The organism is Paraburkholderia sp. JPY465 (assembly GCF_050436725.1).
Taxonomy (GTDB): domain Bacteria; phylum Pseudomonadota; class Gammaproteobacteria; order Burkholderiales; family Burkholderiaceae; genus Paraburkholderia; species Paraburkholderia youngii.
Window position 1 is genome coordinate 1,405,660 of record NZ_JBNDMT010000006.1, and the last position, 15,885, is coordinate 1,421,544.

The window sequence follows — 15,885 nt, forward strand, 5'->3', positions numbered from 1 at the left end:
CGGACACCTGCAGTCAGCGCGCAGTGCCGCGGCCACCTGCCGACGTTAGAGCGCGCCGCCGCGTGGGGCTCTAGCAGAGGTGTTCTCTTTGTTAGAACACGATTGCTCAACCTGTCTAATTGATCGACACCCCTCTTCAAAACATACTGCTTCGGCATTCAACGCAAACAGTGACTGGCAGCGTTCGATAGCAGCGGTCGAACGACCAACGCAGCCTGTGAGCGAGAGATTCAACCCACATCTGATCGGAGCGTACTGATGGAGCAGTCAACGGTAGAAGGTTTGTTCGAAGCATTTGCTGAGTTTTTCCCCGGCGCGACGGAGATCGGATCCTATGTAGGCGGCAGACTCATTCCGGGCACCGGCGACGAGATCCAGATATACGATCCAGCCAGCGGGGAAAAATCGGTCAGCTATCGGGACGGCGGCGCGGCATGCGCGCAGCAGGCGTGCGTCGCCGCGCAGGAAGCGCAGAAGAAATGGTGGGGGATGACGCATGCCGCGCGCGGTCGAATCCTTTACGCCGTCGCGGCCAAAGTGCGGGAGCACAACGAGCCGCTCGCTCGCCTTGAAGCGATCTCGACCGGCAAGCCGATTCGCGATAGCCGCCGCGAAGCCGAGATGGTGGCGGAGATGTTCGAATTCTATGCAGGGTGGGCCGACAAGTTTTATGGCCACGTGATCCCTGTGCCGACCACGCATCTGAACTACACTCGCCGCGAGCCGTACGGCACGATTCTGCACGTCGCACCGTGGAATATCCCGATGCTGTCGTTTGGGTGGCAAGTGGCGCCGACCATCGCCGTCGGCAACGCCGTGCTGCTCAAACCGTCCGAGCTGACCCCGTTCACGTCGCTCGCGATCGCGATGCTGGCGGAACGAGCCGGGGTGCCGGTGGGCCTGATCAACGTTCTGGCAGGGTACGGTCACACCACCGCTCAAGCGGCGATCGCAGACCATGCCGTGAAGAAGGTCGTTTTCGTCGGATCGCCCGCAACCGGCGTGAGAATCGCCGAAGCTGCGGCAAAGCGCGTCATTCCGTGCATCCTGGAGCTCGGCGGCAAGTCAGCCAACATCGTGTTCGATGACGCCAACCTCGATCAGGCGGCGGCGGGCGCACAAGTGGCGGTCTTTTCGGGCGCAGGGCAGAGCTGCACGGCGGGATCACGCTTGCTGGTGCATCGCAAAGTCTATGACGAGGTGGTCGGCAAGGTCGCCGACGGTGCGCGCAAGCTGCGCGTTGGGCATCCCCTTGAAAACACCACTGAGATCGGCCCCATCAACAACCGGAATCAGTTCGAGCACATCAAGCGAATGATCGCCAGAGGCGTCGAGGAAGGCGCGCACCTTGCCGCTGGGACGACGAAGTTCGGCGACGAAGGATACTTCGTACCCCCAACGCTATTCACGGGCGTCTCGAACGACATGGACATCGCGCGCACCGAGGTATTCGGTCCCGTCATCGCGGCGATTCCGTTCGAAACCGAGGAAGAGGCGATCGCCATCGCCAACGACAACGAGTTTGGTCTGGCGGGCGCCGTGTGGACCAATGACGTCGCACGAGCACACCGTGTGGCGGCACAGGTGGACGCGGGAACCTTCTGGATCAACAGCTACCGCTCGATTCACGTGGGTTCGCCGTTTGGCGGCTACAAGAACAGCGGCTATGGACGCACGAGCGGCATCGAGGCGCTCTACGAGTACACGCAGACCAAGAGTGTCTGGGTTCAGACGGCCGCCTCGGCAGTCACCCCGTTCGGTCGCGCCTGAGCGAAGGAAAAGGAGAATCAAGCCGATCATGAATACGGTACACACTGAGACTTTCGACTATGTGGTGATCGGCGCCGGATCGTCTGGTGCCACGCTCGCTACGCGATTGGCCGAGCGCAACGCAGGGACGGTCCTGTTGCTCGAAGCCGGCGCACCTCGCGATCGGGACTTCTGGGTGAAGGTTCCGATCGGTGTCGCCAAGCTTTTGCAGAACGACAAATACGTGTGGCAGTTTTCCACCGAACCGCAGAAAGATCTGGCCGACCAGAAGGTCTATTGGCCGCGCGGACGCATGCCCGGCGGATCGAGCTCGGTCAACGGCATGATCTATGTGCGCGGTGAGCCGGCGGAATTCGATCACTGGGCCGAACTCGGCAATCGAGGGTGGGACTATGCGTCGCTGCTGCCTTACTTCAGGCGGCTCGAGGCGGTCGCGTTCGGCGAGGACGCTTACCGTGGCAGAAGCGGACCGATTCAGGTGTCGTCGGTGGCTCAGGTCAGCCCGAACCCGCTCAGTGATGGGTTCATCAGCGCATGCCGGAGCGCTGGCATCCCCGCTACCGAGGACTACAACGGCGCATCCTATGAAGGCGTCAGCTACCTGCAACTGTCGACCGGCAGCGGCAGACGTTGCAGCACGGCAGCGGGCTATCTGCGTGGTCGCCCGCATCGAAACCTGCACCTCGTCACCGAGGCGCTTGCCACGCATTTGTTGTTCGACGGCAAACGGACGACAGGCGTCGAATACACGCAGGGCGGGCAGACACGTCGCGCCCTCGCAAGGCGCGAGGTGATCGTCAGTGCTGGCCCGATCAAGTCGCCGCAATTGCTGGAACTATCCGGCATCGGCGACGCGGAACGGCTCCGCGCTCTGGGAATTGCGGTTCAACAGCATTTGCCCGGTGTCGGAGAGAACCTGATCGATCACTTGCAGTCACGCCTTACCTATGCGTGCACGCAGCCGGTTACGTTGAACGAGATCATGCACAGCCGCTGGCGCCAGGGCCGGATGGGACTGGCTTACCTGCTGACCCGCCGCGGAATCATGGGAACGCCGTCCGTTTCCGCCCATGCGCTTGCGCGTTCGGGACCTCATGATGCCCGGCCGAGCGTGAAGATTCAGATCGGCCACCTCAGCGGCGCCGATCGGTACGCCGGCAAGGGATTCGGACTCGATTCCTTCCCGGGCTTCAATGTCGGCTTTTTCCAGCTACGCCCTGAATCCCGCGGGCATTTGCACGTGCGCAGCCGGAATCCGCTGGATGCGCCCGTCATCGAGCCACGCTACCTAAGCAACGAGGCGGACAAGCGGGTCATGCTGGAAGCGTTGCGGATGTCGCGCGAAATCGTCAGGCAGCCCGGCATGGCGGAGTTCGTCGCGCGGGAAACGCGCCCGGGAATCGATGTCCAGGATGACGACGCGCTACTGCAGTACATCCGTCAGTCTGGTCAGACGAGCTGGCATCCAATCGGCACCTGCAAGATGGGCACGGACGCAATGGCCGTAGTCGATCCAGAATTGAGAGTCAGGGGCGTCATCGGTTTGCGCGTCGTCGATTCCTCGGTGATGCCGACGATGTGTTCGCCCAATACCAATGCTGCGTCGATCATGATCGGTGAAAAGGCCGCTGATCTCGTGATGGCAGCACATAGATCGGGAGCAGTCTGATCCCGGTAAGCATGCAATGCGCTGAAGCCCGTCACACGTCGAACTGCCCGATATGGGAGGCGTTCAGACGGAGCGAACCTGACGATTGACATTCCATTCACATCGTAACTGATGCTGCGAGCCACAGCCGCCACCAAGGCCGGCGGGCCGCCCACAGAGGAGACACCATGGATCGGAAAAATGACCGCCCAATCGGGAGGTGGACGTATTGTGCGGTTGTGCTAGGTGCTGCACTGGGCATGTTCGCCGGCTTGACGCCGTCGTTTCATGCGGCTGGAGGTATTTTCGCGCGAGCAGTGGGAGGAGAGTTCGGATGGGGTCGTTCGATGGCGTCCCTGTCGTACTCTGCTTCGATGATGGGGCTCACCGTCGGCAGTCCGCTGGTTGGCATGCTGATGGATCGATTCGGGGTGCGTCGGGTGGTGGCATCGCTCGGCGTTGCCTACGGTTTCGCCGTCATCTGCATGGCCTTGCAGAATGGCGACAAGATGCTTTGGGTCGGGCTGTCCGCTTTGGTCGGCATCTTCGGGGCCGCGGTCTCGGTTGTCGGCTATCTTGCCGTACTGCCGCAGTGGTTCGACCGTCGCCTCGGGCTGGCACTTGCGTTGGCCATGTGCGGTCTCGGCATCGGTACGACGCTGATGCCTTCACTCGCGCAAATGCTGGTATCGGAATTCGGTTGGCGAGCCGCCTACGTCGCGCTTGGGGCCGGCTCGATTCCGCTCACGCTGCTGGCATGCCTGCTGATCAGGGAGCGTAGACGCGCGCCGCGCGGCTTGCGGCGGGTTGATGTCGAACCTGCGGACGGTCTGTCGCTCGTCCAGGCGGCGAAGACTTATCGACTGTGGGCGATCTGGCTGATTTTTCTGGTCGGGTCCTCGTGCACGCTGGCCCTGGTCCCGCACCTGCCGACCATGCTCGCCGATCGCGGCTTCAGCCCGGCCGATGCCGCACGCGGTGCGTCGATGCTCGGAACCGGCTTGCTCGCGGGGCGCCTTCTGACCGGTCTGATGCTCGACCGTATGCATGCGCCGTTCGTCACTTGCGTGTTCTTCGTGTCCGGCGCGATTGGTCTTCTCATGCTGCGTGGTTCGCACGAACTTCCGACGCTGATGATGGCGGCGGCCCTGGTCGGACTGACGATCGGTGCGGAGGGCGATCTGATCTCGTACCTGGTGCGCTCCTATTTCGGTCTGCGTTCGTTCGGGACGCTATACGGCATCTGCTTCTGCGGGTATGGCCTTGGTGCTGTGGTCGGCCCGGTGGCGATCGGCCGCTACTTCGACCGGCACGGCAACTACGATTTGCCGCTCCTGATCTTGCCGTGCATCTTGCTGGTTGCGTGTGTGCTGACTCTTACGCTTGGGCGTTATCGGCGTGCAGGACAACCCGCTACGGGCGAGGTCGCGAGTTCCCTTTCGAAAGCCTGATCACGGTCTTGCCTGCTTGCACCGCGCTCGGCGTGCCGTCCAGCTCATGATTGACGAAGTATGCGAGTTGCCCATGGATCATCCCTTACGAGCCACGCTGGCCGACGAGCTGCACGCACGGCCATTTCTGCGGATCAGTGGGTCGGTGTCATTGACGCATATAGCGGTCTATGCCGACGGCGAAGCGACGATTCACGAAGCGCTTTTAAGGCACCTGTGCCGGCTCACCGGCATTGCCGAGCCCATTGCCGATACCAACACTATTCGTTCCGGTGGAGCGACGACAAGCAGCTGAAATGGGAACGACACACCGAGTTCTCTACCTTCACCTTCGTCGCCCGCCGGGATGATACCGATTACTTCTCGGACCTTGCGACGGAACACGTGCCGTCTGCGTGGTTCGAAGCAATCAAGGGGAAGCAATTCGTCGCCGTCAGGACCGAACTGGTGTCGGGCGAGGCCGCCGTTTACGCGTCCGACAATGCAAACAGATGGATCGATGGGTCTGGGATGGTGGGTAGTCATGTGCTCGGAAGCGCGCAGGTGTTTTGCGACTGGACCATCAAGAGCGACGGGTTTTCACGCTTCCTGGTGATCGACAAAGGCTTGCGTGAAGTTCAGAGCGGACGGCTCCTTCAACGTCTCTACGAAATAGAGACCTACAGGATGATGGCCTTGCTCGCGTTGCCGGTCGCTCGCGATATGAGCATGGCGCTGGACGAACTCCAGTATTCACTCGTGCCGATCATGAGAACCATGGATCAGAGCGAAAGGGGATACCGCGATTCGGAACTTTTGGTGAGCCTGACGCATCTCGCTGTGCGAGTCGAGACGCTCGCCGGGTCGGCGCCACGCTTTAGCGCGTCGCGGGCCTATGAGGGTCTCGTGCAAGCCCGCATTCATGAGTTGCGGGAGGAACGGATAGAGGGTATGCCGACGATCGCCGAGTTCATGGAACGCCGTTTCGGCCCGGCGATGCAAACGTGCAACGCGGTCTGGACCCGGCAGGAGCAGTTCGCGGCGCGTGTTGCGAGGGTGGTCGCGCTGCTGCGCACGCGCGTCAATGTCGCGCAGGAGGAGGATACGACGCGGCTTCTCGAAGGCATGAATCAGACGGCACGCAGTCAGCTAAGGCTCCAGCACGCGGTCGAAGGGCTGTCGGTCGCAGCTGTTTCATACTATGTGCTGTCGCTCGCGGGTGCGGCGCTCAAGTCACTCCACGCGGCCGCGCTGCCGCTCGATCCCGAGCTGGTCGAAGGGCTGTTGATCGTCCCGGTCGTATTGTCGGTGTTGATGGTCACGAGGCATAAGAAGCGCGGCGATCGAAAGCCCATGGCCGTGGGTCGCCAGGTTTCGGAATGACGCCATGAGCTTCCCGTCGTTCGCCGACGCAAAGCGACGAGCTTCATTTCGGAAGGTGGATGAAGCTGACGCAAGCGCCCCACCTGCGCCGGAACACGCGTTGCATTGTGACGGCCCAGAATGCGACAATGAATCGCAAGCCCGAAAGCCTTTGTCCAATGCGCGAGGACACAGAATGGACGGTGCAATCAACGAAAGCCGCATTGGATACCTGTACGAAGCCGTACGGCGCGGCACGGTACGGGCGGCTGCCGAGCATCTCGACCTGGCGCCCTCGGCCGTCAGCAGGCAGATCGCCTTGCTGGAACAGGAACTCGCGATGCAGCTGGTGGAGCGAGACAAGCGTGGCGTCAAGGCCACCGAGGCCGGTGCGCTGCTCGTCGAGTATTTTCGCCAGCAGCGTTCCAATCAGGCTGATCTCGTGTCGAAGCTTCAGGAAATCAGGGGGCTGCGTCGAGGACTGGTTACCGTCGTCATGGGTGAAGGGTTTGCCTCCACCATGGTCGATGGACCGATCAAGCAGTTCTGCGAGACCTATCCGGACATTTCAATCACGCTGGATCTTTGCAGCACCAACGAGGTGATGCGCCGGGTGTCGGAGGACGAAGCGGATGTCGGTTTGGTGTTCAACCCGACGCCGGACGCCCGAATCGTGACCCGCGTGAAGTCGCGTCAGCCGATGCATGCGATCGTTTCCCCGACGTTTTCTCTGGTGGGAAAAGTCGAGTCGGTCACGCTTCACGATCTTCTTTCATATCCGGTCGCGTTGACACACCCGGAGCATGGCACGCGGCGGTTGGTCGATGCGGCGATGCTGGTCGACAAGGTCCGGCTTACGCCAGTGATCACGACGAATTCAGTCGCCGTTCTCAAGCTGTTCGCAAAGAGCAATCTCGGCTTCACCTTTCTCACGCCGATTTCCATTGCACCCGAAATCGCCGCCGGTGAGTTAGTGGCCTTGCCAGTGGAGAACCGCTTGCTTCAGAGTCCTGAGGCTCATCTGATCACGCGTGCTGGGCGGCAGCTTTCCCCTGCCGCCAATCGATTGGTTCAGCGACTAAGTTCGCACATTTGAGAAGGCGGATAGCTGAAAACCGCCACCGCCCGTTGGCTTGTTCAACACAAGCGGGGTGGTGGCGGTTTTGCGGGCAGCTTCGCCTGTGTCGGTATGCGAGCAGACAAGCGCTAGTTCGTCGCAAACTATGCGAGCCGGCGTCCCTTCGTTTCGTGGACCATCGCAAGACCGATGAGCGATATCAATCCACAGCCGATCACATAGTAAGCGGGGGCGTTGGCGTCCTTCGTCAAATGGATCAGCAAGGTCGAGAAGAATTGCGAGAAGCTCCCGAAGATCACGACGGCAACGTAATAGCTGACCGACAATCCCGTTGCGCGCAGCCGCTGCGGCAGCACTTCGCTGACCAGCACCAGGGTCGAGGCGGAAGTCATGGCCATTGGGACGGCAAGGCAGCCGGCGACGATCAGCAGGCAAGTCAGAGAGTGCAGATTATTCAGCGCGTAAAACGCCGGATAGATCATCGCCAGCATCGCGACGCGCGACCACCACACGACCTTTCTACGGCCGATGCGATCGCTGAGCCAGCCGGCGAACGGTGAGAGCAGGGTGAGCGCCACCGAGCCCACGAAGCCCGCCCAGATCGATTGCGAAAGCGGCAGATGAAGCTGGATCGCGCCGTAGTTGGGAAGATAGAAAACAACGATATGCACGGCCGATGCCAGTCCAATCATCAGCAGCACACTGGCGAGCAGCTCCCGCCGGTGTTCTTTCACGAGGCGGCGGTGCGAGATCGCATCGCTTTCGCCCCACTTGGTCGGAACCAGAGTCTCGTCCAGACGTGACCGGATCATCACGCTGAGCGGAATCACCAGAATGCCGATCACGAACGAGACGCGCCAACCCCAGGATGACAGCGCGGACTGCGGCAGGAAATTGGTCAACGAAAGGGCGACGAGCGCCGCGAAGATCGCCGCGAGCCCCTGGCTGAACGGCTGCCAGCTCGTATAGAACCCACGTGACTTATCGTCGGCGTATTCGAGCAGCATCGCGCTGGCCGGTCCCATCTCGCCGCCAATCGCAAAGCCCTGAAGCAGACGTGCAATCGTCATGATGACCGGCGCGGCCAGACCGATCTGGGCGTAGGTTGGTGCCAGCACTAGCATCGTGGCGCTCAACGCCATCAGCCACAGGGTAAGCACCACGGCAGGCTTGCGGCCGACGCGGTCGGCGTAGGCGCCGATCACCAATCCGCCGATCGGTCGCATCAGATAGCCGACGCCGAAGGCGGCAAAAGAGAACAGTAACTGGCCGAGAGGGTCGGTCAGTGGAAAGTATTGTGGGCCGATCAGCGTGGCAAAGAAGTTGTAGACGACCGAGTCGTAGAGTTCGAGACCGCTGCCAACCGTGATTGCACCAATGGCCCACGGTTTCGACAACGGTTTGCCGGATGAGACGGCTGAAGTCATCGACGGCGAAGACGTGCTGATGACGGAACGATGATGAGGCATGGTGTCTCCTGGGTTTTTGTCAGGTGTCAGCCAGCATCTGTGTGATGGCTGAAGGGACCGGCGAAGCCGCGTCCCAGCGGGCCGCGGCCCGATGAGCGCATCAGGCCGCGGCAGGTTGCTTCACTCAATTGGCGCTTTGTTCGAGCGCGACGGACGTTCGTTGCGGAGCGCGTTCGCCATCGCGCCACTGGCACATCAAAGCTGCCCAGCGAACCCGTGCGGCATCGAGGTTGCGGGCCTTGACGTGGCCGTAACCGCGGATGATCTCGGGAAGGGCCGCGATCTCCAGCGCCAGTTCGAGCTTGTCCTCCGAAAGCGTCCGCAGAAGTTCCTCGATACAGGCGCGGTATTCGCCGATCAGCGCACGTTCGGTGCGTCGTTCGGCGCTGTATCCGAATGGGTCGACGACGGTTCCGCGCAAGCCCCTGAACGCTGCCACGCCGCGGAACGCGCTACGAACCCAGGGTCCGAAGGCTCGCTTGACATGCTCGCCCTTCGCATTGCGCTTCGACAGGAGCGGGGGTGCGAGGTGATGCACGAGCTTGTAGTCGCCCTCGAACATCTCCGCGATCTTGATCGTGAATGCCGCGTCGGTATGCAGGCGCGCCACCTCGTACTCGTCCTTGTAGGCCATCAGTTTGAACAGGTAACGCGCGACGGTTCTGCTGAGCCGATCGCTGCCAAAGCGGCTCTCGGCCTCCTGCACTCTTGCGACGAACGCTTCGTAACGAGCGGCATAAGCGCGGCTCTGATAGCCGACCAGAAACGCCGATCGCTTCTCGATGAACTCGGCGAGCGACGGCTTCTTCGCGAACTGAATCACCTGGGCGTCAGCGGAGCGCACCGGCACCCTGTTGAGGTCGTGCGCGCAATGACGGCCCCACTCGAAGGCAGCCTTGTTGCTTTCGACCTGCACGCCATTGAGCTCGATCGCACGCATCAGCGCGGCCCGCGTAAGCGGCACTTGGCCCTTCTGCCACGCGTAGCCCAGCAGCATCAGGTTCGAGTAGATCGACTGGCCGAGCAGTTGCGTGGCCATGCGCTCGGCGTCGAAAACGCCGACTTGACCAGGGCCTGCCCCGTTCAGGATTGCCGCGATGGACTGGTCGGTGCCGGCTTGCCAGTCGGGATTGCGCACGAAAGCCGCGGTTGGCGTCACGTGGCTATTGAGCACGACATAAGTGCGCCCCGGATGCATGGTGGACAGGGTGAATTTGTTCGCGCCCACCACCGTGTCGCAAGCCAGCACGAGATCGGCCGACGCGGTATCGACCCGCGTCGCGTGCAGGGCATTGTCGTCACTCGCGATCTGGATGTGGCTCCAGGTGGCGCCGCCCATCTGCGCCATGCCGGTTGCATCCTGCGTGGTCACGTACTTGCCTTCGAGGTGCGCCGCCATGCCGAGCACCTGGCCGATCGTGACGATGCCCGTACCGCCCACGCCGGCCACCAGGATGCGCCGCGCGATGGCAGCGTCGGGCAGCGTCGGCTCGGGCAGGGCCGGCATCTCGGTGAGCTTCGCGCTGCGCGCTGCCGCGGGCTTCTTGAGCTGACCGCCTTCGACCGTGACGAAGCTCGGGCAGAAACCCTTGACGCAGGAAAAGTCCTTGTTGCACGTGTTCTGATTGATCTGGCGTTTGCGGCCGAACTCGGTCTCGAGCGGTTGAACGGCGACGCAGTTGCTTTCGACCGAACAATCACCGCAGCCTTCGCACACGAGCTCGTTGATGATCACCCGCTTTTCCGGATCGGGCATCGTGCCGCGTTTGCGTTCGCGACGCTTCTTGGTGGCGCAGACCTGGTCGTAGATGATCGCGGTGGCGCCCTCGAGCTCGCGCAGCTCGCGCTGCACGTCATCGAGCGCATCGCGATGGCGTACCGTGACGCCGGGCGCGAGATCCGTCACGCCCGCGTACTTCTCCGGCTCATCGGTTACCACTACGGTGCGCTTCACGCCCTCAGCGGCAAGCTCGCGGGTCATGCCAGGCACGTCGAGCTGACCGTCGACCGGTTGGCCGCCCGTCATCGCCACGGCGCTATTGAACAGGATCTTGTAGGTGATGTTGACCCCGGCATTGACCGACTGTCGGATGGCGAGCAGCCCGGAGTGGTTATACGTGCCGTCGCCCAGATTGGCGAACATGTGGGAGCGCTTGCTGAACGGCGCCTGTCCCATCCAGGACACGCCTTCGCCGCCCATCTGGGACCAGGACGTGGTCGAGCGGTCCATCCACACCGCCATGCCGTGACAACCGATCCCTGCGGTGGCGAGCGATCCCTCCGGAACTCGGGTGCTGGTGTTGTGCGGGCAGCCGGGGCAGAACCATGGCAGGCGGTCCGCGCCGCCGCTCGCGCCTTCGGCGGCGGTACGTTCGGCCGCGTCGATCTGCGCGAGGCGCTGGTCCATGCGGGCGACCACGTCCGGTGGCACGCCGAGCTTCTTCAGGCGCCCGGAGATCGCCCTGGCGACCATCGCGGGCGTGAGATCGGCCTTCGCGCGCAGCAGCCAGTCGTCGCCCGGCCTGCCGTGGCTCCATTCGCCGCCGATGTCTTCACCGTCGGCGCGACCGTACTTGCCGAGCACGACAGGCCGTGTATCCGGGTTGCAGTGATAAAGCTCGTCCTTCAACTGCTGTTCGATCAGCGAGCGCTTTTCCTCGACGACGAGGATTTCACGCAGGCCGCGCGCGAACTCGCGCACACCCTGAGGCTCGAGCGGCCATACCACGCTGACCTTGTGCAGCCGGATGCCGAGCTCGCGGCACAGCTCTTCGGTGAGCCCAAGGTCGATCAGCGCCTGGCGCGTGTCGTTGTAGGCCTTGCCGCTCGCGATGATGCCGAGCCGATCGTTCGGACCTTCGATGACGTTGTGGTTGAGCCGGTTCGCGCGGATATAGGCGAGCGCGGCCGGCCACTTGTACTCCATCATCCGGGCTTCCTGGGTGAGCGGGTCGTCCGGCCAGCGGATGTGCAGGCCGCCTTGGGGCACCGCGAAGTCTTCAGGCAGCAGGATGCCCACCCGGTCGACAGCAGTCAGCACCGACGAGCCGGACTCGACCACTTCCTGCACGGTCTTCATGCCCGCCCACAAGCCGCTGAAGCGGCTCATCGCGAAGGCATGAACGCCGAGGTCCAGGATGTCCTGCACGTTCGCGGGAAAGAACACCGGCAGTCCGGCAGCGATGAACGTGTGGTCACTCTGATGCGCGAGCGTGCTGCTCTTGGAGACGTGGTCGTCTCCGGCTAGCGCGATCACGCCACCGAGGGGCGCGGTGCCCGCGAGGTTGGCGTGCTTGAGCGCGTCGCCGCTGCGGTCCACACCGGGGCCTTTGCCGTACCAGATGCCGAACACGCCATCGTATTTTTTGCTCGCCGGGTCGAACTCGAGCTGCTGCGAGCCCCAAACCGCCGTGACGCCGAGTTCTTCGTTGACGCCTGGTTTGAACACGACATGGTTGTTCGCAAGGTGCTTCTTGGCCTGCCACAGCGCCTGGTCATAGGTGCCGAGCGGTGAGCCCCGGTAGCCGGAGATGAACGCGGCGGTATTGTGGCCGCCTTGCGCATCGCGTGCGCGCTGCACGAGCGGCAGGCGCACGAGCGCCTGGACGCCGCTCATGAAGGCACGCCCGGAATCCAGCGCGTACTTGTCGTCGAGGGTGACGGCCTCCATGGCCTCACGGTTTGCTTCTGAGAGTGGGGCATTCATTGCTGTTACTCGTCAATTGATGTTGTCAGGGGCAGGGCGATTACGCAGGAAAGCGCACGCCAAGCTGCTCGCCAAGTGCGGCCAGTTCGTCGGCGATCGCGGTGGGCAGCGTCATGCCGCGTTCGCGGGCTTCGCGCTCGAGCACGTCGCCACGCGCACCCGGCAGCCGGGCGTCGCCGCCTGCTGTCACGTAGGTCTCGGTCCACTGGCGCATGTACTCGTCGAAGGCCTCACGCCCCGTATAGGATTCGGGACGCACGAGCCAGAGGAACGCGTCCTGCATCGCATCGCCGCGCGGCGAGTTGAGTGAACCCGCGGTAGCGGCGAGCGCGCCCGCCAGGCACTCGACCATCATCGCGATGCCCATGCCCTTGTGTCCGCTCATCGGCATCAGCGAGCCTTCGAGCGCGCACTGCGGATCCGTGGTGGGCCGGCCTTGTGAGTCGAGCGCCCAGCCTTCGGGAATGGACTTGCCTTCGCGGGCGGCGAGCAGAATGTGGCCTCTCGCCGCCACGCTGCAGGCCACGTCGAAGACGATCGGCGCTTGTCCCGGCAAAGGGCAGCCGAAGGAGATCGGGTTGTGTCCGATCGCCGGGCCGCGAAAGCCTTCGAGCGCGAGCGCCGGCGGCGTGTGCTGCCCCATCACGCTGAAGGCGCCTGCTTCGGCGGCCAGCAGCGTGTGGATGCCGAGCGCCCCGAGATGGCCGCACGACTGCATCACGACGAGCACGGAGGCGCTCGTGTTCAGCGCTTCGAGCGCAAGGCGCACGGCGTGAGGGCCGGCAATCTGTCCCATTGCGCCGTCGGCGTTCAGCACGATGCCGCCCGGGAAAGCCCGATGCGACATCGTGGGCTTCGGATTGAACTCCCTGTTCTTCAGCCGGTTCACGTAGGACGAAAGGCGCGTCATGCCATGCGTCTTGTAACCCCGCAGCTCGCTGCGAACGAGGATCGACGCAGCTTCCGCGGCGTGATCCCGTGGTACGCCGCAGGTTTCGAAAATCCGCGCGGTCCAATGCCCGATGGTGTCAGGTGACCAATGCGTACTCATTGCCCGTTCTCCCGCTCGATGACAAGACGCTCCTGAAACGGCCCGGCATAGACGGACTGGTAGTAGAGCGGCCGATTGCGCAGTGTGTAGCCGCGCAATTCCTTGATTAAGCCTGCCTGGCCCGTTGCGATCATCAGTTCTTCAGCGACGGCCGAGGGCAGTTCGCCAAACCGGATCCACTGGTCCACGCGCAAGGTGGGCAGCGAAAGCCGTTGACCCACGAGTTCGCGGAGGTTTTTTTCGAGTGCGGAGCGGTCGAGGCCACCCAGCTCCGCGAAGTCTTCCTCTCGCAGCCAGAATTCGCTGTAGAGATCGAACCGCCCTCCGACGTTGATCATGCGCTCGATTCGCACGAAGCCGTCGCCGCCCAGAAACTCCGACCACGGCCCCTTGCGTGTCGTGCGCTTGACGGAGCGCGCGTGGACATAGCAAGGCAGATCGTTGCCGTCTGCGCCGCGAAAGCGCAGGTAGCGAACGTCCGCGGGAGCCACGCGCGTGCCCGACACGAAGGTGCCGCGACCCTGCTCGCGCGTGATGAGTCCGGAGTGCGAGAGCTGGGTGAGCGCCTTCTGGATCGTGCCGACGCTTACATGGTGCCGTGCCGCCAGCTCGCCTTCGGAAGGAAGGCGATCACCCTCGCGCAATGACCCCGATTCGATATCGCGGATGATGGCATCCGACACCATGGACAGTTTTGTCATCTTGCTTCAGAGGCTGCGTTCGAAACGGCTGACCGCTGTTTCGCGGACATCGAGCACTTCGCTCGCGAGGCAGGTGCCAGACGCGACGTCCAGCGCGTATTCGTACAGCCGGTCACCGATATCGGAAATCTTCATGGCCTGTTCGAGCACGCCGCTCGCATCGAAATCGATGTTGTCGCGCATCGTCCTGACGGTATTGATGTTTCCGCACACCTTCACCGTCGGCGCAACCATGTTGCCGATCGGATTGCCGACGCCAGTGCCGAAGAACGTAAGCTGACAACCACCCGCGGCAAGCGCTGTGAGGTTTTCGACCGCCGCCGCAGGGGCATCCATGAAGTGCAGACCCTTGCGGCGAGGAGCTTCGCCGTATCGCAGCACGCCGACGAGGGGGCTCGAGCCTGCCTTCGCCATCGCGCCGAGCGCCTTTTCCTCGACCGTCGTCAAGCCGCCTTTCTTGTTGTCGGGCGACGGCTGCGATTCGCGCATATCGACGCCCCGGTCGATCGCGCCTTGCTCCATGTTGCGCACCGCGGAGACGAATGCCGCCTTGACCGTTTCGTCGATGGCCCGTGCAGCGAACAGATGCTCGGCGCCGATGAACTCCGAGGTCTCCGAAATGATGACCGTGCCGCCCTCGGCGATGATCTGGTCGGCCATCCGGCCGATCGTCGGGTTGCAGCTCAGTCCGGAAGTCGTATCGGACCCACCGCACTCGACGCCCACGACCAGTTCGGAAACAGGACACGGCTCGCGGCGCAAGCGGGATGCGGCAATCGAAAGGCGCATCGCCTTGCGTGTGCCTTCCGCAATGCAGGCGATGGTGCCGTTCGGCTGCAGATGCACCGTTTCGACCGCTTTCCCGGTGGCGCGGATGCGGGACGCCACTTCTTCGGTGGACGATTCTTCCAGTCCCACCAGCAGGACGCTTGCGATATTCGGGTTGCGCCCGAGACCGGCCAGCGATTCATAGGCGAAATCGAGATCCGCGCCGAACTGCCCGCGCACGAACAGCGTCGTGACCGGGATCGTGCCTTCGACCGCCTCACTGATCGTGCGCGTAACGGGATTGCAGTTATCCATGACGGAAATCACCGCAACCCAGTTGCGCACGCCAACGGCGCCGTTTTCGCGTCGATAGCCAAGGAATGTTTTCATCACGTAGTTACCTCGTTTTCAGATCACCGCGAGCGCGGGTGGAATCGACGTTATGAACATGGGTGTGCTCGCCAACCCGGAGCGCGCGGCGAGCAGTACCGATGACCTGGCCGTACTTGAGTACCTTGGCGCCTTCCGTAGTCGGTGCGATGCAGACTTTGTGGCCAAAGGGGACGTCCTGCGTCAGGGTCACCTGGCCGGTTACTTCTCCCTGCAGGACGCAGGTTTCCCCTTCCTGTCCGGGGTCCAGCAGTGTTGCCACGTTGTCGGTGGCATGAAGCACGATGGCGCGAGGCATTGGTTAAACTCCTATATAGATCTATGAACTAGCGTAGGACCGGTGGATCCAGCGAATCGCGTTTGAAATTGCGCGAATCCGTGGAAACAGAATAGGTCGAGTTCGCGAAGTCCTATATAGGTATTTTCCATGGTCCTATATATAAGTTGTTGACACTCGAAGGGGGCGCGACTATCTTTGACTCAACGAAAGCAATCCGCCGACTGCGTCAACG

General features: G+C 62.7%; 10 protein-coding genes and 1 pseudogene. 5 read left to right on the plus strand and 6 right to left on the minus strand.

Annotation, left to right across the window (positions count from 1 at the left end; translation table 11 throughout):
• Window positions 1-258 precede the first annotated feature (258 nt).
• The 5 genes and pseudogenes from QFZ94_RS39885 to QFZ94_RS39905 all read left to right on the plus strand — a co-directional run bounded on the left by QFZ94_RS39885 (window position 259) and on the right by QFZ94_RS39905 (window position 7,306).
• A complete protein-coding gene (locus QFZ94_RS39885) occupies window positions 259-1,770 on the plus strand; it encodes an aldehyde dehydrogenase family protein (RefSeq protein WP_429463450.1) in 1,512 nt (503 codons plus the stop codon).
• 28 nt (window positions 1,771-1,798) lie between these two features.
• Window positions 1,799-3,439, plus strand: coding sequence for a GMC family oxidoreductase (locus tag QFZ94_RS39890; RefSeq protein ID WP_368581495.1), 1,641 nt, complete (start codon window positions 1,799-1,801; stop codon window positions 3,437-3,439).
• A gap of 167 nt (window positions 3,440-3,606) precedes the next feature.
• The gene (locus QFZ94_RS39895) at window positions 3,607-4,869 is read left to right on the plus strand and encodes an MFS transporter (RefSeq protein ID WP_368581496.1); all 1,263 of its coding nucleotides are present in this window, start codon (window positions 3,607-3,609) and stop codon (window positions 4,867-4,869) included.
• A gap of 73 nt (window positions 4,870-4,942) precedes the next feature.
• Window positions 4,943-6,231, plus strand: a pseudogene (locus QFZ94_RS39900) (DUF3422 family protein).
• A 175-nt stretch (window positions 6,232-6,406) separates the two neighbouring features.
• Window positions 6,407-7,306 (plus strand): LysR family transcriptional regulator, encoded by a 900-nt coding sequence (locus QFZ94_RS39905; RefSeq protein WP_368581498.1) that lies wholly within the window; start codon window positions 6,407-6,409, stop codon window positions 7,304-7,306.
• A gap of 125 nt (window positions 7,307-7,431) precedes the next feature.
• On the opposite strand, the gene QFZ94_RS39910 is transcribed toward QFZ94_RS39905, so the two are convergent.
• From QFZ94_RS39910 to QFZ94_RS39935, 6 genes are all read right to left on the minus strand, one after another.
• Entirely contained in the window at window positions 7,432-8,757 is a 1,326-nt protein-coding gene (locus QFZ94_RS39910) for an MFS transporter (protein ID WP_410848408.1), read from the minus strand.
• 124 nt (window positions 8,758-8,881) lie between these two features.
• Window positions 8,882-12,463, minus strand: a complete 3,582-nt coding sequence (locus QFZ94_RS39915) for an indolepyruvate ferredoxin oxidoreductase family protein (protein ID WP_429463452.1) — start codon at window positions 12,461-12,463, stop codon at window positions 8,882-8,884.
• Between the two features lie 40 nt (window positions 12,464-12,503).
• Entirely contained in the window at window positions 12,504-13,514 is a 1,011-nt protein-coding gene (locus tag QFZ94_RS39920; protein WP_429463454.1) for an Ldh family oxidoreductase, read from the minus strand.
• A complete protein-coding gene (locus QFZ94_RS39925) occupies window positions 13,511-14,215 on the minus strand; it encodes a GntR family transcriptional regulator (protein ID WP_429463456.1) in 705 nt (234 codons plus the stop codon). Before QFZ94_RS39925 ends, QFZ94_RS39920 begins: the two co-directional genes overlap by 4 nt.
• Window positions 14,216-14,221: 6 nt before the next feature.
• Window positions 14,222-15,376 carry a UxaA family hydrolase gene (locus QFZ94_RS39930; protein WP_368581502.1) on the minus strand — a complete coding sequence of 385 codons (1,155 nt, stop codon included), beginning with the start codon at window positions 15,374-15,376 and terminating at the stop codon, window positions 14,222-14,224.
• A 4-nt stretch (window positions 15,377-15,380) separates the two neighbouring features.
• Window positions 15,381-15,671: a UxaA family hydrolase gene (locus tag QFZ94_RS39935; RefSeq protein ID WP_368592638.1), complete on the minus strand. Its 291-nt coding sequence runs from the start codon at window positions 15,669-15,671 to the stop codon at window positions 15,381-15,383.
• Window positions 15,672-15,885: the final 214 nt, after the last annotated feature.

Coding starts and splice junctions, on each gene's coding strand:
- QFZ94_RS39885 (WP_429463450.1), top strand. CDS start 259: ATGGAGCAGTCAACGGTAGAAGGTTTGTTCGAAGCATTTGCTGAGTTT.
- QFZ94_RS39920 (WP_429463454.1), bottom strand. CDS start 13,514: ATGAGTACGCATTGGTCACCTGACACCATCGGGCATTGGACCGCGCGG.
- QFZ94_RS39935 (WP_368592638.1), bottom strand. CDS start 15,671: ATGCCTCGCGCCATCGTGCTTCATGCCACCGACAACGTGGCAACACTG.
- QFZ94_RS39915 (WP_429463452.1), bottom strand. CDS start 12,463: ATGAATGCCCCACTCTCAGAAGCAAACCGTGAGGCCATGGAGGCCGTC.
- QFZ94_RS39925 (WP_429463456.1), bottom strand. CDS start 14,215: ATGACAAAACTGTCCATGGTGTCGGATGCCATCATCCGCGATATCGAA.
- QFZ94_RS39905 (WP_368581498.1), top strand. CDS start 6,407: ATGGACGGTGCAATCAACGAAAGCCGCATTGGATACCTGTACGAAGCC.
- QFZ94_RS39910 (WP_410848408.1), bottom strand. CDS start 8,757: ATGCCTCATCATCGTTCCGTCATCAGCACGTCTTCGCCGTCGATGACT.
- QFZ94_RS39890 (WP_368581495.1), top strand. CDS start 1,799: ATGAATACGGTACACACTGAGACTTTCGACTATGTGGTGATCGGCGCC.
- QFZ94_RS39895 (WP_368581496.1), top strand. CDS start 3,607: ATGGATCGGAAAAATGACCGCCCAATCGGGAGGTGGACGTATTGTGCG.